This window comes from Paenibacillus sp. FSL L8-0708, assembly GCF_038009325.1.
Taxonomy (GTDB): Bacteria; Bacillota; Bacilli; order Paenibacillales; family Paenibacillaceae; genus Paenibacillus_AQ; species Paenibacillus_AQ odorifer.
In genome coordinates, this window is record NZ_JBBPBC010000001.1 from 5,723,855 (window position 1) to 5,746,400 (window position 22,546).

A 22,546-nucleotide genomic window follows, 5' to 3' on the forward strand; every position below is an offset into this window, starting at 1 on the left:
AAAGGAGAGCCGGTCATGAATCGAGTAAACCACCTTCAAGAACTTTACGTTTCTGCCATTGCAGAAATTACACAAGGTGCAGATGCTTGGATCAGATATTTAGATTTTGCAGCATCTATTTATAAGTACTCCTTTGATAATAGCTTACTGATTTATGCCCAACGACCAAGTGCAACCATGCTGGCTCCCTTGTCTTTGTGGAATCAACTGGGGAGGTATGTTCGCAAAGGTGAGAAGAGTGTCGCAGTTTGCGACTTCACTTCGGGGAATAGCCCCACCTTAACCTATCTGTTTGACGTATCACAGACGACAGGTAAGAACGCTCCACAGCTTTGGAATTTGAATCAGGTGGACACAAAAGAGCTAGCGGGAAGACTTACTTCTTACGATACACTGATTTTATCCGAAGCTATTTCTCAGATGACGCATTCAGTTGTTCTTTCTTCATTAGACGATTGGGTACAGGATATCGAACTTGATATCAAGGATCATTTCTTAGGAACGGTCCCTCTGCAGGGTCTGGAACAGCATATCGGAGATTTAATTAGAGACAGTCTTCGCTATCTTATCCATCAGCGCTGTCATTTACCTGAACCTGACAATGTAGACTTTACCACCATCACTCATTTTCATACGCTCCCGTTGGCCGCAAGGCTAGGTAACCAAATCAATATTCTAGCCCGCAGCCTGCTTGGAGATATTGCTCGATATATTAAAATCATGGAAGCAGAAAGGAGTTTGCAAAATGAACAATCGGAACAGCCCGAACCTGACGTATCGCGAAATCGACGGTCTGATGTATCCCAACTTGAACATTTCGAACGAAGCCAAAATAGACCAGCAACCTTTGGGCAGGTACGGTCGGATGGCAATGAGTTATCTTCGGGACAATCATACACAGCGTTTCCAGATTCTCTTGATGCAGGGAGCTCTTATGGAAACAATGCACAAGGTCGAACAGGAAGCTTTAGAGCGTCTGGAACAATTGACCGAACAAATACTTCATCTGCGCCCGATGCCACAGACCGACGATACACTGGAACGAGCAAGACACCTGAACCAGATCAAATCAACAGCAGAAGAATTGGTCCTGAACGACATCGTGTTGAAACCAAGATAATCGATCCCAAAATCACTTCCACCCAATCATCCGAACCGCTACATAGCGGTTCTTTTTTTATGCCCGGCATTGCTTCTGGCTTAATTACAAACCCAACTGGAGAAGAAATGCTCGAGCACTTGCTATCCAGCGGTAAAGGTGTTGAATCCAGAAAACAGCACATCTATCAGTTTGTGGTTGAGCATCATCCAGTGAAGTCTGCCGATTTGATTGCATTTCTAAAACCTTTATATGGCATTAGTGGTGCTAGAGGCGATTTTGAGCATGGCTTGATTGGATATATGTACGATGGAAAGGGCGTTACGATTGATTGGAGAGACTCAAGCGGACCACATCAAGAGCAATATAAATGGAAGAAAATAAGCGACACCTTCCTTCAGTTGATTGCGGAAGGTCGCTATGATGAGACACTCGCTCCTTTTCCGCCGACAGAGCCAGAGTGGACATTATTTGATTTTGCCGAGCAATCATCAATGGAAACTACTGCTTCAAATGATGAGATAGTAAATCACCCTCCAGATTTAAGCCAGGATAGCAGTATTCCACTGGATGAAGAATCAGAGAGTGAAGCACAGCCTATCTCTTTGGCAACACCTACAGTAAATTATCGTTTTCATCCTGATCATTCCCCTTATGTATCAGGCCCAAAGAGCAAATATAAGCGCAACGTAGAAGCCATACAGTTACTTAAGCTGTTGGAAAGTTACCAGCAGCAGGCCACCCCGGAACAGCAACAAATTTTAGCCGGTTACGTGGGTTGGGGTGGCCTAGCGAATGCTTTTCACCCTTCAGCCAAGGGCTGGGAGAATGAATATGCTGAGCTGAAGCAATTACTCAATGAAGAGGAGTATGCCGCTGCCCGTAACTCTACTATTACTGCCTTCTACACAGAACAAGCAATTGTCCAAACCATCCATGCTACCTTTCTGCGCTTCGGCTTAATGGAAGGAACAGGCCGCCGGATATTGGACCCTGCAATGGGCAGTGGTAACTTTTTCTCCGTACTCCCCACGGAATGGGAAGATGCAGAGTTGCATGGCGTGGAATTAGACTCAGTCACCGGCAGAATTGCCCGTCGGCTCTACCCCAGGGCATCTATACACCTACAAGCCTTTGAGAGTGTAGATTGGCGCGATATGCGCTTTGATGCTATATTTTCCAATATTCCGTTTCACAATATCCGAATACATGATCGTCGTTTTACCAGCAGCCACCTTATCCATGATTACTTTTTTCTCCGCTCTTTGGATTTACTCAAGCCGGGCGGCATACTATCCTATATCGTTAGTAAAGGAACTATGGATAAACAAGATTCAGCAGTACGCCAGCTCATCGCTCAACAAGCCGAATTAATAGGTATGGTACGGTTGCCGAACACCACCTTCCAATTCCTTGCAGGTACTACAGTTACTACGGATATCGTGTTTCTGCAGAAACGCGAGTCTCCCCTTCTCCTCTCCCAAGAAAATATGCCTGAATGGGTTCACGTTGACGAGACTTCAGAGGGCATTCCTGTGAATCGCTATTATCTTTCCCATCCCGATATGATGCTCGGAAAGATGCAGTGGGATCGAGGTATGTACGGCGCAGAAAAATCTAGCGCATGTATCCCAGATGAAGAACAAAATCTGCTTCCTACTCTGCAGCAAGCGCTTGGATCCTTGCAGGCTGACTTCCCTCAAATGATTGGTCATTCAACTGAACAGTCTATAAACAGACTCTCTCCTCTTTGGGATGAGGACGAAGAACCAGTCAGCAGAAAAGTTCCACTGGGGACCAAAAATTACACATTCATTGAAGAACAAGGTCAGCTCTTCTACTGTGAGAATGGATTACTTCTACCGCAAGATATTAAGGGAAAAAAGGCAGACCGCATAAAAGGATTATGTGAGATCCGCAAAGCTCTGCTGGATGTTATTAATATTCAATCTCGAGAGTATGGATACGAACTCCCAGAACTGCAACATGCCCAGTCTCAACTTAATAAGGTTTATGACCGCTTTGTCCAACAGAATGGGTATATCAATGATCGGGCAAATACCTCTGCTTTTGCCGATGATGATCAACTACCACTCCTTCGCTCGATCGAGGACCTTACCCCAGAGAAAACCTGGAACAAAGCCGCGATATTCACCAGGCCAACCATTCGAATTAATGCACTGCCTGAGCATACCGATAACCCATTGGAAGCAATGCAAATATGCTTAAATCATCGTTTACGAATCGACCTCGCTTATATTGCCCACCTGTGTAATCAGAGTATTACTGAAGTAAAAGAAGCCCTTGGGGAAAGGATTTATCTGAATCCTCAAAAGTATAGTGGTGACGAAGAGGAAGGTTGGGAACTTGATGAGGAATACCTATCTGGTAATGTCCGGGACAAGTTGACTTATGCAACACTAAAGGCACAAGAGCATCCCGACTTGTTTCAACGAAATGTAGACGCTCTAGCCCGTGTGCAGCCGGCCCCCTTGTTGCCTGGCGACATTGATTTTCGTATCGGCAGTCCATGGATTCCAGTTCGTTACTACCGGGAATTCATGTATGAGACCTTCGAGACCTCTCAAGTACTGCGAAATTCGCAGACTGTAGATGTAAATTATTTAGAATTCACAAACACATGGCGTGTCTCCGGGAAGAGCATCGAACCGAGCTCCATCAAGGTCAATCAAACCTTCGGTACAAGACGAGCAAATGCTTATGAAATTTATGAAAGTAGCTTGAATCTTCAAAGCATTACAATTCGCGATCCCGTTACCTATTTAGATGCAAGCGGTAACGAGCAGGTTAAGTATGTTGTCAATGCCAAAGAAACAATGATTGCCCGTGCTAAACAGCAGCAGATGAAAGAGGCCTTTGCTTCCTGGCTGTTTCGAGATAAGACTAGAGCAGATACTCTACTCTCGATCTATAACGAAAAGTTTAATACAATTCGCCCGCGAGCTTATAGTGGTGATCATCTCGTTTTCCAGGCGATGAATGAAGAAATGAGTCTACGTAAACACCAAAAGGATGTGGCAGCTCGTATTATTTATTCGGGTACTGCACTGATGGCTCATGAAGTTGGTGCTGGGAAAACAGCAGCAATGATTGCCTCCGGAATGTATCTCAAACGAATCGGTGCGATTCACAAACCCCTGTATTGTGTTCCCAACCACCTTACCGAACAATGGGCAAACGAATTTTTACGCTTTTTCCCCAGCGCTAACATCCTGGTAACTACAAAAAAGGACTTTGAGCTATCCAATCGTCAACGATTTGTATCCCGCATAGCAATGGGCGAATATGATGCCATCATTATTGGCCACAGCCAATTCGAGAAAATCCCAATTTCCCGAGAGCGACAAGAACAGCTCTTACAGAACGAAATCAGCAATGTTTCCCAGACGATTAACCAAATCAAAAAAGAAAAAGGCGACAACTGGAGTATCAAGCAAATGGTTGTTTTTGAGAACAACCTCAAATCACGATTAGAACGCTTAACCAACGAAAGTAAAAAAGATGATCTTCTTACCTTTGAACAGCTTGGTGTAGATATGCTCTTTGTTGATGAAGCTCATGCTTACAAAAACTGCTTCACTTTTACCAAGATGCGTAACGTTGCCGGTATCGGTAAATCCAGCAGTCAACGGGCAACCGATATGCTACTCAAATGTCAGTACCTGCAAGAAATCAATCAAGGCCGCGGTGTTGTATTCGCCACCGGCACCCCAATAAGTAACAGTATGTCCGAGATGTATGTTATGCAGCGTTACCTCCAGCCCCGCCTTTTGCAAAGGCTGGGTTTGGACTTCTTTGACAACTGGGCAGCGACATTTGGAGAGGTAGTCTCCTCTCTCGAAATTACTCCAGAGGGCAGCGGCTATCGGATGAAATCCCGATTTGCCAAGTTTCACAACTTGCCGGAACTGATGAGTATATTTCGACTCGTTGCTGACATTCAAACTGCTGACATGCTGCAGCTACCTACTCCGAAGCTTGAGGGCGACAAAGCAACCATTGTGATTAGTGAATGCTCCCCTTTTCAGCAGAAAATGATGGACGAATTCGTGGAGCGCGCCGAAAAAATCCGCAATAACGATGTGGATGCCAGCGAGGATAATATGCTAAAGCTCACGCACGAAGCAAAGCTAATGTCCATTGATCCTCGGTTGGTATATGAAGATGCTCCAACTGAAGTTGATTCCAAGCTGAACCGATGCATCGAGAACGTCTACGATACCTGGAATGAAACACGGGCCGATAATTTAACTCAAGTCATTTTTAGCGACAGTGGTACGCCAAAGCCCGGACGATTTAATGTTTATGATGAAATCAAGACACAATTAATCCAGCGCGGCGTTCCCGAATATGAGATAGCGTTTATCCATGACGTAAATACCGATGCGGCTCGGGAGGCCTTGTTTGAACAGGTCCGTCGCGGTGAGGTCCGTGTGCTACTAGGCTCCACGCAAAAAATGGGCACCGGAACCAATGTACAGACTCGACTTGTTGCTGCACATCATTTGGATTGCCCTTGGCGTCCTTCAGACATTACCCAACGCGATGGCCGCATCTTACGGCAAGGCAATATGAACGAGGCAGTACAGATTTTCCGCTATGTTACCAAGGGAACATTCGACTCTTATCTGTGGCAAATCCAGGAGCAGAAACTGAGCTACATCTCCCAGGTGATGACTGGCAAGAGTATTTCCCGTTCTTGTCAGGATGCCGATGAGACCGTCCTATCTGCAGCAGAGGTTAAAGCCATCGCCGTAGGCAATCCTATGCTGGCGGAAAAAATGGAGGTCGATAATGAAGTGATGCGGCTAAAGATGCTAAAGACGAATTGGCAGAATGAGCAGGCGATGTTGGAGCGCCAGATTCAATATCATATTCCGCAGATCATTGCCTCTTGCGCTGAAAACCTAGGGCACTATAAAGCAGACTGGAATTTGGCTGAGCAACATCATCAATTGAACTTCTCCATTACATTAGATGGCAAAGAGTACACCGAACGTTCCAAGGCCGGGGAAGTTTTGTTGTTATTAGCCAAAACGATGGAAATGGATCATCAGGCGATAAAAATTGGAGAGTTTCGTGGATTTGAACTTTTCATTTCTCGAATGAGTTTTGATCGAGTGAACATAGAACTTCGGGGTAGTACTGGGTATAACACGGAATTGGGCGATTCTGCTCTCGGAAATATTTCTCGACTGGAGAACTTGCCGGATAAAATCATTACAAAAATCACCACTACCGAAAACCAACGTGAGAATTCACTCCGTCAATTAGAGGATGCTAAGAAGGAGATTAAAAAACCTTTTATGTTTGATGCTCAACTTCAACAACTTGTCGCTCGGCAATCGGAGATCAATTCATCACTTGAATTTAAGGAACTTCAAGAAGGACAGATAATTAATGATGAAAACCATGGATGGTCAAAGGCGCATAATAATTATCAACAAGAAAATGAAACCTAACATATATTTGTGGACATCGAAAAGAGTAGACAGCATCCTATTCATAATTACGCTTCTTAATTGTTTTGTGAAAATATAGTCTTCTCTAATTTGTTTTGTTACCAAAGAAGCCTACAAATTCTAGTTAAAATATTTTGAGTCTTACTTTAGATTTTTAAGTGCTTAGCTACAAAAATTCATAGTGTCGTGTAGAAAATTCTGGTATATTACTTAGAAAGGAAGTTCCTCTGCCTCCATGTTTATATATGGTATTTCCTCTTCTTCAAACGAATAAGTACCTAATAGCTCATGCTTTGAGGATCGAGCAAGTTCTAATGCCATTTCAGTATTTTTTGCTTTAAAAGTTCCAAAATAATGCCAAGAGTTATCACGTTCAATGAATACTCTAAAATTTTTCACAAATATCATCCTCCATTAATTTTATTCTTTATTTTACTTCAATAAACTAAAAATATTCGTCGTTTACGTTATGACTAAGGAGAGAGCATTAGCAATGTTAAAAGTTGAAGAGCTTGAAATTCGTTCAGCTATTATTCATCGTCTTGATAACCAAAAAGACAATGGTTCAGGGTTGGACTTATCCGATCTTCCTTTAAGAATGGACAATGAATTGAAAACTGTTCTAGAGACACATACCATAAGCGGCTTTCAAGACGGACGAATACGATATGCAAACTTTTTGGACAAAGATATCAATTTAGTATTGACAGAATCTTACAAATTATTAGACAACCCTAACAATGAATTCATTACCGGATCAAAAAAATTAGCTAGATTACTGTTCACTGCAATGACAAACAAGTCTATTTCTGCTGCTGATATAGCTGTCTGCCTCGCAACTTGCAATAATGTGGAGTATCTTTGTTTGTTAAAACTTGATTACAAAGATAATTACATTTCAGAATCATTTGATACCCCAGCTGGAAGATACATCGGTATCAAAAAACTGGGAAGTGGCTGGCCACAATTAGGAACAAAACTTCAGAAGGCAGCTTTTATTAAACGCACAAATGAGGAATTTGAATTAATTATTTTAGACAGACAAAAAAGCAAAACAGATCAAACTGATATATCCTTATTTTTTCAAAAAAGCTTTCTGAACGTTGAAATTATTGATGATTCTAAAATGAATACAAGTGGTTTTATCAAAGGTGTTAAAGAATTCATTAAAACATCTTCTATCTCTCCAGAAAAAAAGCGTTCAATTGTAGACAATGCTATCAATTTAGTTGTAAATACTGAAAATATAAACCTCAATCAATTTGTCGAATCACAATTTAGTGAGAATTTACCAGTGGATGAGCGTAAATTATATATGGACTCCCTTATAGCAGAGTTTGAACGGCAAGGGGTACGACGTGCAGAATTTGTAAAATCTCAAGATATAGCTAATATATACGCTAAAAAAAGAAAAATAACCCTTGAGGGGATTAAGTTAGAAGTTGAAAGTGCGATTTATGACGATCCTGATAAATTCAAATTTACCCCTTACTTGAACGAAGAAGGGATAGAAGTCGCAGACGTAATAATTAAAGGACTAAAAATAAATAAAATGGACTGATTTATATGGAATGGTTGGATTTCTTAAAAGCAAATAGATTTTTCCACAAACGAGAAACTCAGTCTAATGTTACCTATACTAATGAAATTCATAAAGATTTAATTGAAACATTTATCCATGATTTTCTTTCTTTTTGGACAGCAGAATTCATATTGTATTTAGGAGAGCATATTCTCTCTTTTCCTTCAGAAAAAGACTATCTGACAGACACAGTTGAGCTCTGTGATGAAAAAACAGAAATAAGTATTGAAATTAAAAAGAACAATATTATTCCTTCCGATATCGTTAATAAATACAATGTGCATGTTTATTCCAAAGGAACTTATTTATTAAGCAATTTACAAGAGCCTAGCTTTTCTGTGTTAGAAAAATTCATCTTCAAAAAAGCAACTCAACTAACCTATATTGTTATTTATGATGATCCAGCTTATTTGAATATAGTCACAAACAATTTTATAAGTATCGGAAGCATCGCAGTACTTTATACACCTTTTAATGAAGAAGAACAGCAATTGAAATTAATCAACGACAGAATAAAAGAGCGGAATGAGAATATACGCTGGCATCAAGAAATCAGCTATCTTCCACCAGATGTTTTTTATTTCTCAGAAAATTCAGTAAATGAAATCAGTAATTTCCTTAAAATTAAAGCTATATCAATGTGTATTGCTTTCCTTTCACTTAGAACTGATTATTTAGAAGAAGACAAACAATATGAATCAACTTTTATTGGTCTTAAACAAATTAAATTCAAACTAGTTATTCCTTCAAACATCTCACCAGAGCAGATTAAAAAAGTTTTTTCTCTATACACATGGGCATACAGTGAAAAAACAACCGATAAGATAAGTTTGATCCAAAATATAATCAATCTTCATATTAAAGAAGAAAAGAATACTGACTTAAAACTTTTTTTAAAAAATAGTGCTGAAATTTACGAGATGGTGCAAGAGAACTATAGAGTTTACATTCAAAAAAGTGTCAAAGCCTATTTAGATGAGCGAAAGCAGATTGAAGATTTCATTCGAACAACATCAAACGAAATAAGTAAGCAAATTTCGGGAATTACTGATATAGTTACCAAAAATTTATTCGGCCTCCTCGCTACTGCAATAACTGCTGCTATAGGCTTTAACAAGCCAGAAAATCAAGCTTATATTCCTTGGGTCCTATATATATATGGATTTTTTTCCATCGCGTTAACAATTTATTATAGTTCGCTGGCTAGCACAAATAAAAAAGCAATACTTGAAGTATATGAAAAAAGAATTTTAGACTACAAACAAATCTTTCTTGAAGATCGAATTGAAAAGATAACTGGCAACAGCATCAAACTTCAAAAAAAAATCTTCAAAAAATATTTTCACTGGACTGTTTGGCCAAGCATTGGTATTAGCATCTCTGCAATTATTTTCGGATTAAAATTGCATGGGATTGTACATGCAATTCATATTCAAATCCTTCAATTATTCGAACAGATTAATTCTATTTTTTAAGGAGCATTGTTCTAAATGACAATGCTCCTTTCTTATGATATTAAAAGTTTTCATACTCAAAAAACAATGACTGTATCATCAATTTAAAGAGTGCCCTTTCTTCAATTATATCTACATCCTTTTTATTAATGCCTAGTTGCTTAGCTATCTCTCCACTTGTCCACTTTTTGTCACCTATATAATACTTAAATTTTTTAGTGATAACTTCCCTCTCATCATCATCCAAAGAATCTAAGTAATTCATATCATTCGTTTTGTGCGTAAACACTTTAGAATTAATATCTTTATTCTCTAAATAATACTTTTTATTAGCATCTAGAAAGCCCTGATCATGGATATTTAATATCTCCCCTATTGTGTGATCCAAAGATTTATTCGAATTAAGATAGATTAAAATCTCATTCTCTATGCACCTTGAAGCATAGGTAGAAAACTTAATATTTTTATCGGTACGAAAAGTATCAATCGCTTTTAGTAAACCTTTTGAACCCACGTACATTATATAAATAAAATACAATACTTCATATTCAGGATCAGATATAACTGTATGTTTTTTTGCAATGAAGTTCACTGTTTTCAAATTATAAATAAATATATCTAAGAACGCATCTAAATCTCCTTGGGATAGCTGATTAAAAAGGCGAATTTCATCTTCTCTATTCATACGATATTGAAAGAAATCAATTGTATTAAAATTCCGGGGAATATCTCTAAAATTCAGGAAACTGGAGAAGGATGAGTCTTCATTTTTTTTTGAAATCAATTCACTTTCATCACATATATGGTAAATTACATTATATTCTTCAATAATCTCGGCTAATGTAAAATTCAAATCATTTATATCCACATGAGTAAACTCATTTCCATCTGATAAAATTCTTGAAATACTAAGATTATTAAAAAAGATAGTAAACACATTAAACTCTTGTGGATAAGGTTTTTCTTCTAGAAGGTTTAATTGCAATAATCCGGGTAATTTAGGGTCCTCATTGCTGCCGTAGATTCTAACCTGTTTTCTATTATGAGATTCCAAAAATTTTGTAACATTTTCTATAACTGCAAGTACAGATTTTATAGGTTCATTTTTTACTAAACTTGAATCAAATTTATAAAAATCTAATGGGATAGTTTTAATCAACCTAGTCACCACACTATTTTATATTTTTATTTTATATTTAATTGGTAAATGGTCAGAATAACGTTCCCGATCAGGGATGAATTCATTGTTTAATAAATTTATTGTTGAGGTCTTAGTAATTACTTCAAACGAGTTAGTATACTCTGAAAAGAGTTCTGACCGTACAAGCACTTGATCAAAAATATGCCAGTAGTCTACATACGTTTCTTTATTAAATGGGACGTAATGTATAGTTCCCGGTGGCTTACCATCATCAAGAGTTAGATCATTTGAAAAGGCTCCCCAAGAAGGGTTATAAAAATATCGTTTATTGCCTTTAGTAATTTGTGCAGTTTTTTTACAGTGGGTAGCTTTAAAAGAAAGTTCACTAACCATTCCTTTATCGAAAGGGTTCATATTAAAGTCCCCAATAATAATAGATTTTTTAACATTAAATGTCTCTTCAATAGATTCAATAAGTTTATATTGTGCCCCTGCACAAAAATAACGATCATCTACATCAGGATAGGAAGCGGGTGAATCAAGATGTACACCAGTAACCATAATATTTTGGGTATTAAGACTATAAATAATACTAGTAAAACGTTGATCTTTTTTTGTATAAATGACATTAGAAGAATCTATGTTATCGAAAACAGCTACCCTTACCCTACCTTCCGGTTTAATACGAGCCGTATATCCTAAGGGAGTGAGTAGATTATCAATAGCTATTCTACTTTTTTGCGTAGTTTCACTGAAAATAACTATTTCTGGAAGTTCTTGATCATTAACAAGTTGAAATACAGCGTTACTCAACTCATGTTCTTGTAAGTTCCAAAAAAGAAAACTCAGAACTGAAAGTGGGTTAATCTCATTAGAATCTTCATTTTTTTCAGGTAATAATTCTGCATAACTCATCTTTATATCACTACTCTCGCAGTAGAATATTTAAATATATTTTGCTGAATACTATCAGTCGTTAGAAAAATATTGATTATATAAGCTAAACTTAAGAATTATGGCCAGCTGATGGGACGAACCCCTTGCTACCCAAGATTTTCGCCGATGCAGCAAGTTAGATTCTTAAGTTCACTCTATATAGATTGAAATATTTCTAAGCAAATTTTTCTACACTTCAATAATAAATTTAGCTCTCTCATATAATTCATCAAAAGTTATGATTTCGATACCCTCAATACTTTTTCTGAATATTTCAAAAGAAGAAAGTTTGGATTCATTTACCCCTTTTGAAGCATTAAATTGAGCCAGATTTCCAATTAATAAAATTGCTTTTGGATTATAATTATAGATAACTTCACCTGTTGGATCTCCATCTGTACCTGTAATCTCAATTTTACTGGAAATACTTTTTATAGCGCTATACTTATAATATTGAATTTGTGCAATTGCACCAGATAGCTCTCCAGAAATTGCCCAAGAATTTCTATATTGTTTTTTATTCAGTAACGGAGTTTCATGGGTTTTTATTTCAACAAAGCACATCGAATTAATACTGCCCATTGATTTCATCAATGCGTCAATTCTTTTACCAGAATTCGAAAAAGAAGATCCTTTAATTACTTGTTCAAATTTCTTATTTTCTAGTGGAGAGCCTAAAAAATAATTAAGACCATAACCAAAAATCCAAGTGTTATTTTCAAAGAAAGTTTGCCAAACTCGTTCTGAAGAATTATGATGAATCTGCTTTTGTTCTATAAAGAAGCTTCCATCATCTAATAACTTTGAGAATATAGTTAATTGATCTCTTTTATACGCTAACGAGGTGATATCATTGACCTTAATATTTTGCTTAATGTACTCCCCAAAAACTTCATGATGTTCTTTAAGGACATCATTTATAGCATTAAGTGAATGCAAAATCCCCTCTACATCTGCTACAGTAGTGGATTTAATTGAAAGAGTTTGTTTCATAACTGCTATTCTCTTATGGATTTCTTTAAAAACATGCGAAGAACTTATTTCCGTTAAGTCATTAACTCCTTTATAACGTAACTCATCCCTTAGAGAATAAGTATATATAGCATCGACAGAACGATTTTTATCAAGATAAACATCATCATTTAAACTAGTAAAACCAACAATATAACCTATATAGTAATGAAAAATTTTATATAAAGATTGGATTTCTATGTCATCACATATTACAACGTCGAAATCTATCGATCGCAATTGGTTATTTCTTAATAGTTGCTCATAAGTCGCAATAACAATCCGACTATTTTGCCAGTTTTCATCTTCATCAAAAATAGAATATTGATTACGCAAATTTTCGTTAAACACTACTTCAATCCTAGGTTGTGTATCTTTAATATAAGTTACGTACAGTATTCTCTCAGCGTTGCACTCGTAAAACAGTTTAGAAAGTACACAAGCGAGAACTGTTTTGCCCGATCCAATCCTCATTTCAAGTACTATACTTTTTTTACCTTCTTTTATTGCATTTTGCACATCGCAAATAGCTCTAAGTTGATGGGGAAATAAATTGAAGCTTCTTGAGTAATAATTATGTGTTATCTCTTTTGAAACAAATTTTTCAAGATCGAGTCTTCGCATTATATTTTCACAACCTTCATGATACAGTCATATTATCAGTAATTATATTCCACTTAAAACTTTTAAATCCTGCATTTCATAAGCATACCTGCCTATTTTAAAGAGATATACCTTTACTTAAAACGGTATATCTCTTTATTTTTTTCTTCAGAATGGAGTGATATAATTTTGAACTTAATTCAATTTTTTTCTTTTTGTTTTATTCTTGTATCTCCTCAATATTCCAGGGGCCCACCATTGCCCTTATGGAGATAACTTAAAGGCAGGAATAGCCAAATGTCATTTGGCGAAGAAACCGCGTGGAAGCAGAGCTTCCACCGACATTTCTTATTGTTTTCTCCCGGCTATCGAATGTCGTTCAAGAAAGTTCAAAGCGAGGTGCCGGTCATTGGCTCAATCCGAAAAAACTATACAGATTACCGTTAAGCTCCCAAAAAAGCAGTACGACACCCTGAAAAAATATGCTGCCTCCAGACATCTCAGTATGGCAGATATTGTGCGGGCATTCATTCAGAAAGGCATGTCCATCGACTCCTACACACAAGAAATCGACTTTATCACCGCAATCATCCGTCAAGAAATCAACATTGCCATTGGCGGACTCAGTAACCGCTTAGCCGGCCTTGCCAGTAAGGACCTCATCATGTCTGCCGCAGCGTACTATTCCACCATCGCTATTATTTCAGACCTCATTGACACAAACCGCTACACCACCTTCCGAGAAATTGAAAAGAAAGCGCGGCAGTTAGCAGTAGAGTATACGAGGATGAAACTGACCGATGCCGAACAGCTCTTCCTTTCTGGCGATGCGTTTGAGCAGAATGTTGCCAAGCTACACGGAGGTGCTGAAGATTTCAGCTCTAATTTATAAACAGCGGTTTTTTCATCCCAACCGTCCCAAAACGGCGGTAAGCAATTACGTTCATATCTGTTATATTGCCACCCGCCCCGGCGCTGTCCGGCACGAGAATTTGCCACACGGTCTCTTTGGCAAGCTTAAACCTGGGAGCATAAACGTTTTCCAGTCTTGGCAAGAAGTCGCCCGAATCGCCAGGGATATTTCCCGACAAGGCAAGAATATGTATCGTGGAGTCATCTCGTTTCGCACAGAAACGGCTATGGAACTAGGCCTTAATGACTTCGAAGCTTGGCAACAATATATTGAGCAGCACATCGCTACACTCGCCGCGCACAACCGAATCAAAACAGAGAACCTCTGTTGGGCCGCCGCCTTTCATAATGAAAAGGATCAGCCTCATCTCCATATCGTTTTCTGGGATAAACAACAGACGATTATGAAGAACTATACACACCCTGAAATCCCCAATCGCATTCGTAAGCAGCTTATAAAGGACACCTTCGCCTTCAAAATCAAGGAGTTTTGTGCTGAGCGGGATTTAGCCAAAACAGGTATCACAAACATCACGGATGATGTGCTGGAGCAATTTGAAAATCATATGAAATCCTTAAATCCACGAGCCTTTCGAGCCTTCCAGCAACGGTTCGAGCATGAAGATGAGGATTCTTTGCTGCGTCTCCCTAAACATCATCTAACCAGTCCTCAAGCTGTGGAGCAGCTTGCCTCTCGCCTGTTTGAATTACGCCAAGCGTTGCCCAAAAGCGGCCGCTTAGCTTACAAGTTACTCACTACTGAAGCAAAGATGCTTGTAGATGAATTTGTTCAGGAATTGCTACAGCAAAATCCGTATTTAGCTGAAATGGTGGACGCGTATGCCGCAGCAAAACTGGATGTAGCCAAGCTCTATACTTCAAATCCTACTGCTCTCACCTCACAAAGCAGCAAGTATCAAAAAGAGGCCGAGACGCGTATTGCTAATCGAGTAATCTCCTTAATACGTACAATCATCAAGCTTGAACAAGCTTCAGATGCTGGTGCTCGCCAAATTGAACGCTACCGAACCTGGACAGAGCAGTTGATTATGGAGCTGCTGACGGTTATGGAACAACTCTCCATGCAGGCACAGCTTGACTATGACGATAAAGCAAAGATTGTCTTCGGCGGAGAATGGTCCAAACAGGCCAAAAAGGAGTGGCTTCTCCGACAAAAGGATAAAGGAATAGAACCATAACTAAATGCCCATACACTCTGCGCTTCTAGAAGCGTATTTTTTGTGTCCGAAACCCTGTGCGAATGTGAATAATCCACTGATAACCTGTGAATGGAAAGGAGCTTTTTATGCTATTTACAAATGGACGATTACAATCCTTTGAGAAACTAATGAAGAAAACACCCCATTGCCCGGCAAGGCCAATAAAAGATTCTGAACCAGTGAGACTATTACCAGAACCCAAATCTCCTGAGCAGAAGGAAAAACCTCATGGAAATCAATGATCGCTTGTTTGATGTCCTGCGTTACGAATTGGACAAAGTAGGACTTGGCACATCCGCTCCTGTTCTCGATGAGATTTTGCTTGTCGTAAAAGACGGCAAACCCGTTGCCTATGTTCAGGAAGATGGATTTATTATCTACTCCACGCTTTGCAACCGTGAAGACGCCAACCCTGTTCCAACGATTGTTAACCAGGTTTGGGAAATGGAACGCGCATATCAAGAAGCTCCTGCTATGCCTATTAATTCAGTTAGCAATTACCGCAAATTAGTGGAGTATAACGGTATCGCTCTCGCGGCTCGTTACGATGGAGATGGCCAATTTACTTTTGTGAATTGGCAGTATACGTATGATAATAACGCTGTTTCGCTCGGGCACTATTTTCATAAAAATCATTACTCTTCTGCCAAAGCCGATTTTCTGTACCGCAGCGGCCTTGCCGATCGTGCCATCCTTTTTCAATTGGATGAATTGACCGTGATTCGAGATTCCCTTTTGTTTCGAGGAATGCAAGACTCCGCGCTCCAATTAGAAGAGCAGAAGAACTTAGACCATCTGCTACATCTCGTGGATGCGATGCTAACACCTTGTGATGAGTCGCTGCCCGTAGAGGAAATTGATTTGGAGCAAGAATCTGAGGCCTTACTTTGAGGAGTGACACCCATTGAAAAGCAAGAGCGAATTCTACAAAGCTTATTTTGCTGCTCTTACGGAACAAGGAATCGAAGTCCGCCGATCCACTTCCGCGGATTATTTGGCTGACTTCTACCAAAAGGAGCAGCTCATCGCATTCTACACTCGTGCTGACCAAATTGAACGTAACCCTTTCGTCACGGTTCCGGATCGCCTAATGAGCAGTATTCACGATCTGGCCCGAAAAACTGCCCTGCAGCTTGGCATTTGTACAGAGAAACCTTATTCCGACAAAAGCGAGAAAATCGTCAATGGAGTCTATAAACTCTGTGAGCATGGCGATGTCATCTTAGCCTGTAAACATCATCCCTTATTTGACTATGTGTTTTCTACCTACCGCTTATCTCCAGACAATCAAACACCTGTTCAGCGGCAATATTTTTATAATCGTGAGGAAGCCACCGAAAGTTTTGCTACACGCAGCGGTTTGGTGGATGCCCGTAAGCTGTTCAGTGAAACCGAACTAACACTCATTCACGATGAAATGGTCAAATTCCTGATTACACCGAATGACAAAAGCATGGAACAGTTTGAGCAAGTGCAAATCCTGATTGATCGGCTCGAAGACTTGATTCCTACACTGAAAGAACGTGACATCCATCTCGATTACGATTCAGAATTTGCTCATGATCTGGATGGTGATCCAGAGACTTTAAATGCCGCAGAACTTTCCCGTTAGTGCCTCGACTAAAAAAGGAGATGAACCTTGATGCCCCAACCACAAACCTCTATTTGGGGAACAATCTTGACTTGTATGGAAATCGGCTTGCATATCTATGCGCTGCAAGCTGAACACGACCAAGGGATCGTTCTGGATGCTGACTATGCCAAAAAAGCACTCAGTGAAAAAGCGTTACAGCTAGGAAAAGAACGCGATGGTCATGTATATTTTGATGATGTGAAAAGCATTGTCCCTACGTATGAATTGGCGAAGCAGGGCGCGATTACGCATACGGAATTACACGCTGTAGCCGAAAATCCAGAAGAGCTCGTTACGGAGGGCCATTATTTTGCTCCCGAATATTTTGGGGATTTCCCTCCCCCACAAGACGATCAGGGTCAAGCCTACCCTCAGGAACAAACCTGGGATAACGGTATTTTTCTGGTGGAACGGCCACAAGGAATGCAGCTAGCTGTCCATCAGACCATCGCAGAACATGTATTGTCCGAGATGGCCCTGATGCATGCTGCCGGTCACAAAGGCTATTGGTTCTTCCCCCTAACCGACTGTGCTATCCCCATTTATGAATTATCCGCTTCCCACCCCGGCGTCTTAGCCAAAGTCGTAAACGAGGATAGCTTACTGCACACGCTCTGCGATGATCATCCTGCCTATGTCGGCATGCATAATCTGCACACTGAGGAGTGGGGTCATATCCATGACCGCCCTGCCCCCAGCTCCCTTTTCCTGCAGGCTCAGTTAGATCAAGCTGCTGGGCAAAGCATCGAAGATCTTCCCTTATCTCCTTTCAGCTATCCGGCGCAGAATCAGGAAGTCCACTCGATGCAGGCTCATGAACCCACGGATGCCTTCTATGAGCCTAGCGATGGGATGGAGTGGTGAATACAAGGCCAAGACTAGGATTGGCGGTACTGATCGTCCTATTTGGAACCATCTGCAATCTATTTCTCAGCACCGCCTTGCATAATCTTCTCTCGGGCGTCACTTCCTCCCTATCCTTCCCTTCACTGAGTCACAGTCTCCGCAGCCTGCTAGATAGCAAACCCCATTTACTCTTATTCCTTTGCCTTCAAGGTCTAGTTATTATACTGGCTACCTTGTTTTTTGCCTTCAACAATCAGCCCTATCAAAGTGAACTGAAACAAGTGGCTCCGGGCATTGAAACACCTGTGCCGACAGGGCAACATCAGCATGGTTCTGCCCGCTGGATGCGGGAAGAAGAACTTCTGCACCTGTTTGATAATGATACGCTGGACCTGCAGCACCCTTTTTTGCAGAAATTAGTCTCAACGGGATACGAGGATTTGGCCTTTCTAAAACAAGCGAAGGAGGCGGAACCCGTACATGAACCTTCTTCATCCTAAGGGAATTCCAAAGATAGCGAGAGGCTCTGCTTCTCCTATTACTACCGGTGGAATCGTACTCGGTATGCAGCATGAGGGGAACCGGGAGCGTCTTTACTACATTGGGGATGATGTACATTCCCTTTGCGTGGGAGCCACCCGTAGCGGGAAATCACGTACTGTGGTATTGCAGTCCATTGGCTTCTTAGGCCTGGCCGGTGAATCCATGGTCATCAGCGACCCGAAAGCAGAGTTGTTTCATTATAGCCACGTGCTGCTGGAGAAGTTGGGGTATACTGTCTGGACTCTGGATTTTCGGCACCCCGAAAAAAGCCATCATTACAACCTGCTTCAACCTATTATTGATGCTGCGCTAGCCGATGACCAGGAACAGGCTGAAATGCTGGCCTGGGATATGACGCAAGTATTGGTGGGCAAATCGCAAGGGGAAAAGATCTGGACGAACGGTGAAATGTCGGTTATCGCCTCTTCGATTCTCAGTGTAGTTTGGGACAACATTAAGCGTCCTGAATACCAGAACCTCACCAATGTGTACTGGTTTTTGGCAGAGATGAACCGACAGATCGGCAACAAGACACCGATGCAAGAATACCTCAAACGCTTACCACAAAATCATCCGGCCCGCGCTCTGCTCAGTATTTCCGACATTGCCCCTTCTCGCACCAAAGGCAGCTTCTATACTTCAGCGCTCACGACCCTGCGGCTATTCACATCTAAATCTATTTATGCCATAACCCACAAAAGCGACTTTTCTCTGGCTGACCTTGGTCAGAAGAAACAGGCGCTTTTTATTATTCTGCCGGATGAAAAAACCACTTTTTACCCTGTCGCTTCCCTGATGGTTTCGCAGCTCTATGAACTGCTTACCACCCAGGCCGACGCTCGCGGCGGACGGCTGGAACAGCGTGTCAATTTCATTTTGGACGAATTCGGTAACTTCACGCCGATCGCCGATTTTTCCAACAAGCTCACCGTAGGTGGCGGGCGCGGGATACGCTTCAACTTGTTCGTACAGAGCTTTGAGCAGCTCAAGGAGAAGTACGACGATCATGTCGCAGGCACAATCAAGAGCAACTGCCAAACCTGGATCTATCTGCAGGCCGACGATCTGGAAACCCTGCGAGAAATCAGCGAGAAGCTAGGAACATACACAACCTCCAGCTATCAACTCTCCGCATCACATGGCAAATACTCTACTCCCAGCACTTCGCACAGCTTGAACCTACTGGAGCGCAAGCTATTGACTGTGGACGAAGTACGCCGCGTGTCCCGGCCGTATCAGATCGTTCTCTCCCGCTCCCACCCTGCCATGATGTACTCACCGGATCTTAGCCAGTGGGCTTTTAACGCCATGATGGGCTTGGGCGATAAGGAGCATAACCGGCGAGTCCGGGAGGAACGAGAGCAAAGCCGACCCATCTTGACCAACACAAGAGAGGAGGTGAAACTATGGAACATCTGGATTTATTATCAGAAGGACATCGCAAGACAACTGGCCGAGCAGCGTCAGCAGGCTGGAGCCTCTTCCGGCGGATTTATGCCTCCGCCTTTCGACGAGTAAAGATGGCTATGAACCTTATTTCTCATCATATTGTCAGTGCCGTTATTTTACTCAGTTTGTTACTGCTGAAAGCTCCAGCTGCGTATGCCTCTGGTGACATCAAAGGCAGTAAGCTTGTTACTGGCACAGAGAAGTTAATTGGAGATGTGACGACCTGGTTGATGATCCTTTCCCCTGTAGTCGCTGGTCTGCTCATTATTTACTTCTGCATCCGCCGCTCTGCTGCGGATGAGATGGACACGAAGAAATGGAACAATCGGATTATCGTTGCCATCGTTTCTTGTATTGGAGCGGTGCTTGGTTCCGCCACTCTCAATGTCATCATTGGGTATTACAAGTAACTCGAGCGTGTCCCTGGACAGGCTCTTTTTGTTTGCGCGACTACATTAATTTCTGGAGGTAATGAACAATGAAAAAATGGTTGAAGGCAGCGAAGGAAAAAAGCATGGTAACAGTGGCTCTGGCAAAACAAACCCTTCGCAACCAACGCGGAGAAGGCTATGTGGATACCGGGATCAAAATCCTGATTGCTGTTGTTATCGGGGCTTTGCTGCTGGCTGGCCTGTATCTGCTGTTTAATGGCACAATTCTTCCGACCCTGACGCAACGCATCAAGGATATGTTCAACTACAAAGGCTGATCCACACTACCTTTTACGGGGGCGGCCATGTTGCCGCCTCCTGCATGAAGGAGGTATGAAGCTTGGAAAAAATCATTTTGCTGCTCATCATTGCACTTTTGAACGGTTCCTTGGTCTATATTGATTCCTTGCTCAAAGACATTATTCCAATCGCCTTGTATGCCGAAAAGTACATGACCTTGACCACTGGAGCGAATTTGTTAGAAAACCTGTACGATATTGTCTTCTCTTTCGGTGTCGCATTAATGATCCTCAAATTTCTGAAGAAGGGTTTTGAAATTTACGTGTTATGTACCGATGGTGACCCGGATGAAGAGCCCCTCTTTCTGCTCACCAACTTTTTCCGTTCCATGGCTGTCGCGATCTGTTTCCCCACTATCTACACCTGGCTCGGCCAAATCGTAGAAGACTTATCCAATCAACTACTGGAAGTGATTGGTCAATCAACGAATTATGATTGGCAAATGTGGGTCAATGCCCTGGAATCGGCCGGATTGGTTACGGCATTGTTCGGCCTCATCTTCGTCGTATGCTTCTTTATTCTATACTTCCAGTTCTTGATGCGTGGACTCGAAATGTTCATTTTGCGAGTTGGAATTCCACTAGCCTGCGCTGGACTACTGGACAACGACAAAGGCGTGTTCCGGGCCTATGCCCAAAAATTTATGCAGTCGATGCTGGCCGTGGTGATTCAGATTGCTTTGGCCAAGTTAGGTGTCGGATTAATGCTGCAAAATCATGTGTTCTGGGGTATGGCCTGCATGATGCTGGCAATCCGCACCCCTCGTTTCCTCTCCGACTTCTTAATTACAACCGGCGGTAATGGAGGAGTGGTTAACAATGTCTATCACAGCATCAAACTCGTTGGCATGGCACGTAAACTGGGCAAGGCAGGTTAGGCGATGGTAACCCTAGAGGAATTAGCTCAAGCCTGCATTCTGCTTATCCGGGTAGGCTGTGTATTTCGCTTCATCTACACCATGGTCCGGCTATCCGGAGCTGATGAGGAAGCCGGCAAATATAAGAAGCGCACCCGCAATGTTGTCATCTTCTATGTGCTCGCAGAAAGCATTTGGCAGATCAAGGAGATTATGCTGCATTACTACCGGTAGTCCGCCTCTGTTTAACTTAAACGCACCAAGAAAGGAGCTTCCACCTTGCATGAGGAACCCCTGACATTATATATCCCTATGGGTGTCAAACCACAAAGCGAATGGTTTCCTGGCTTCGGTAAACAGCAATTGATTCAAAGCTTCCTTGGCTCCTTCGGAGCCTTTTTTCTTGCCCTCATCATCTGGCTGCTGAAAGGCAGTGTCCCTTTTGCCGTCGTTACCTTCCTTAGCGGTGTCGCTGCCTCCGTGATGATGACGACCAAAGACCGGCATAATCTCTCTGTACTGGATCAGCTCCGCTTTATGATTGCCTTTAAGAAAAGTCAAAAGTTCTATCCGTACCGCGCTTTGCCGGAATGGGATAACGTACCTTCATGAGCAGCATCCACCTTCAAATAGGTTTGCTTATTCCACTGCTGCTCTGGGCGAGTATTTGCGACCTGAGAACGAGGCAGATCCCAAATGCTGTCCCCATCACTATTTTTCTCTTAGGTTTAATCCATTTTTTCCCGTTCTTTTCTTTCGCCGGGCTCCTGTGTACTGGTCTCCCCTATTGGATTGGCGCTATATGCTCAGGCGGAAAGATTGGCGGCGGCGACATTAAACTGATGGCAGCTTGCGGCTTTGTATTCGGCCCTCTCTATGGGACGTTGCAAAGCCTGTTTGGCTTGGGATTGGTGCTGCTTTTTGCGACCGGTATGGCCTTGCGCCACGGATTTCAAGCTGCCAAATATACGGCCTTACCACTGGCTCCCTTTTTATCCGCTGGCGGTGGTGTAGTCATTCTGCTGGCTTATCTTGCCCGGTAACTGC

Annotated in this window: 20 protein-coding genes; 16 read left to right on the top strand and 4 right to left on the bottom strand. The window is 41.6% G+C overall.

All coding sequences use genetic code 11. The annotated features are described in order from the left end of the window. Positions 1 to 15 precede the first annotated feature (15 nt). Positions 16 to 6,582, top strand: coding sequence for an SNF2-related protein (locus NYE58_RS27190; RefSeq protein WP_445671770.1), 6,567 nt, complete (start codon positions 16 to 18; stop codon positions 6,580 to 6,582). A gap of 210 nt (positions 6,583 to 6,792) precedes the next feature. Here NYE58_RS27190 and NYE58_RS27195 read toward each other — a convergent pair whose 3' ends face one another. Next, positions 6,793 to 6,981 carry a hypothetical protein gene (locus NYE58_RS27195; protein ID WP_341003495.1) on the bottom strand — a complete coding sequence of 63 codons (189 nt, stop codon included), beginning with the start codon at positions 6,979 to 6,981 and terminating at the stop codon, positions 6,793 to 6,795. A 94-nt stretch (positions 6,982 to 7,075) separates the two neighbouring features. Here NYE58_RS27195 and NYE58_RS27200 point away from each other — a divergent pair, with 94 nt between their 5' ends. Together NYE58_RS27200 and NYE58_RS27205 are read left to right on the top strand one after the other, a co-directional pair. Further along, entirely contained in the window at positions 7,076 to 8,143 is a 1,068-nt protein-coding gene (locus NYE58_RS27200) for a nucleoid-associated protein (protein WP_341003496.1), read from the top strand. 5 nt (positions 8,144 to 8,148) lie between these two features. After that, positions 8,149 to 9,639 carry a hypothetical protein gene (locus NYE58_RS27205; RefSeq protein ID WP_341003497.1) on the top strand — a complete coding sequence of 497 codons (1,491 nt, stop codon included), beginning with the start codon at positions 8,149 to 8,151 and terminating at the stop codon, positions 9,637 to 9,639. 40 nt (positions 9,640 to 9,679) lie between these two features. Here NYE58_RS27205 and NYE58_RS27210 read toward each other — a convergent pair whose 3' ends face one another. From NYE58_RS27210 to NYE58_RS27220, 3 genes are all read right to left on the bottom strand, one after another. Continuing rightward, positions 9,680 to 10,777 carry a sigma factor-like helix-turn-helix DNA-binding protein gene (locus NYE58_RS27210; RefSeq protein ID WP_341003498.1) on the bottom strand — a complete coding sequence of 366 codons (1,098 nt, stop codon included), beginning with the start codon at positions 10,775 to 10,777 and terminating at the stop codon, positions 9,680 to 9,682. 18 nt (positions 10,778 to 10,795) lie between these two features. Beyond that, entirely contained in the window at positions 10,796 to 11,674 is an 879-nt protein-coding gene (locus tag NYE58_RS27215) for a hypothetical protein (RefSeq protein WP_341003499.1), read from the bottom strand. 210 nt (positions 11,675 to 11,884) lie between these two features. After that, positions 11,885 to 13,330, bottom strand: a complete 1,446-nt coding sequence (locus tag NYE58_RS27220; RefSeq protein WP_341003500.1) for a Shedu anti-phage system protein SduA domain-containing protein — start codon at positions 13,328 to 13,330, stop codon at positions 11,885 to 11,887. A 388-nt stretch (positions 13,331 to 13,718) separates the two neighbouring features. Here NYE58_RS27220 and NYE58_RS27225 point away from each other — a divergent pair, with 388 nt between their 5' ends. From NYE58_RS27225 to NYE58_RS27285, 13 genes are all read left to right on the top strand, one after another. Beyond that, positions 13,719 to 14,201 (top strand): hypothetical protein, encoded by a 483-nt coding sequence (locus tag NYE58_RS27225; protein ID WP_341003501.1) that lies wholly within the window; start codon positions 13,719 to 13,721, stop codon positions 14,199 to 14,201. Further along, positions 14,110 to 15,420, top strand: coding sequence for a MobP3 family relaxase (mobP3, locus tag NYE58_RS27230; RefSeq protein WP_341003502.1), 1,311 nt, complete (start codon positions 14,110 to 14,112; stop codon positions 15,418 to 15,420). The genes NYE58_RS27225 and mobP3 overlap by 92 nt, the downstream gene beginning before the upstream one ends. 249 nt (positions 15,421 to 15,669) lie before the next feature. Next, positions 15,670 to 16,332 (top strand): hypothetical protein, encoded by a 663-nt coding sequence (locus tag NYE58_RS27235; RefSeq protein ID WP_341003503.1) that lies wholly within the window; start codon positions 15,670 to 15,672, stop codon positions 16,330 to 16,332. 13 nt (positions 16,333 to 16,345) lie between these two features. Then, complete coding sequence (locus NYE58_RS27240; protein WP_341003505.1) at positions 16,346 to 17,053, top strand: hypothetical protein; 708 nt, start codon at positions 16,346 to 16,348, stop codon at positions 17,051 to 17,053. 30 nt (positions 17,054 to 17,083) lie between these two features. Further along, positions 17,084 to 17,938 (top strand): hypothetical protein, encoded by an 855-nt coding sequence (locus NYE58_RS27245; RefSeq protein WP_341003506.1) that lies wholly within the window; start codon positions 17,084 to 17,086, stop codon positions 17,936 to 17,938. Next, the gene (locus NYE58_RS27250; protein ID WP_341003507.1) at positions 17,935 to 18,420 is read left to right on the top strand and encodes a hypothetical protein; all 486 of its coding nucleotides are present in this window, start codon (positions 17,935 to 17,937) and stop codon (positions 18,418 to 18,420) included. The genes NYE58_RS27245 and NYE58_RS27250 overlap by 4 nt, the downstream gene beginning before the upstream one ends. Then, positions 18,401 to 19,981: a VirD4-like conjugal transfer protein, CD1115 family gene (locus NYE58_RS27255; protein WP_341003508.1), complete on the top strand. Its 1,581-nt coding sequence runs from the start codon at positions 18,401 to 18,403 to the stop codon at positions 19,979 to 19,981. Before NYE58_RS27250 ends, NYE58_RS27255 begins: the two co-directional genes overlap by 20 nt. A 2-nt stretch (positions 19,982 to 19,983) precedes the next feature. Further along, on the top strand, positions 19,984 to 20,322 hold the full coding sequence (locus NYE58_RS27260) for an Mbov_0395 family pilin-like conjugal transfer protein (protein ID WP_341003509.1): 339 nt from the start codon (positions 19,984 to 19,986) through the stop codon (positions 20,320 to 20,322). A 68-nt stretch (positions 20,323 to 20,390) separates the two neighbouring features. After that, positions 20,391 to 20,621: a DUF6133 family protein gene (locus tag NYE58_RS27265; protein WP_445671771.1), complete on the top strand. Its 231-nt coding sequence runs from the start codon at positions 20,391 to 20,393 to the stop codon at positions 20,619 to 20,621. A 62-nt stretch (positions 20,622 to 20,683) separates the two neighbouring features. Beyond that, entirely contained in the window at positions 20,684 to 21,520 is an 837-nt protein-coding gene (locus NYE58_RS27270; RefSeq protein WP_341003510.1) for a conjugal transfer protein TrbL family protein, read from the top strand. A 3-nt stretch (positions 21,521 to 21,523) separates the two neighbouring features. After that, the gene (locus NYE58_RS27275) at positions 21,524 to 21,733 is read left to right on the top strand and encodes a mercury transporter (protein ID WP_341003511.1); all 210 of its coding nucleotides are present in this window, start codon (positions 21,524 to 21,526) and stop codon (positions 21,731 to 21,733) included. A gap of 45 nt (positions 21,734 to 21,778) precedes the next feature. Further along, complete coding sequence (locus NYE58_RS27280; protein WP_341003512.1) at positions 21,779 to 22,111, top strand: hypothetical protein; 333 nt, start codon at positions 21,779 to 21,781, stop codon at positions 22,109 to 22,111. Continuing rightward, a complete protein-coding gene (locus tag NYE58_RS27285) occupies positions 22,108 to 22,542 on the top strand; it encodes a prepilin peptidase (protein WP_341003513.1) in 435 nt (144 codons plus the stop codon). The genes NYE58_RS27280 and NYE58_RS27285 overlap by 4 nt, the downstream gene beginning before the upstream one ends. The last annotated feature ends 4 nt before the right edge of the window (positions 22,543 to 22,546 follow it).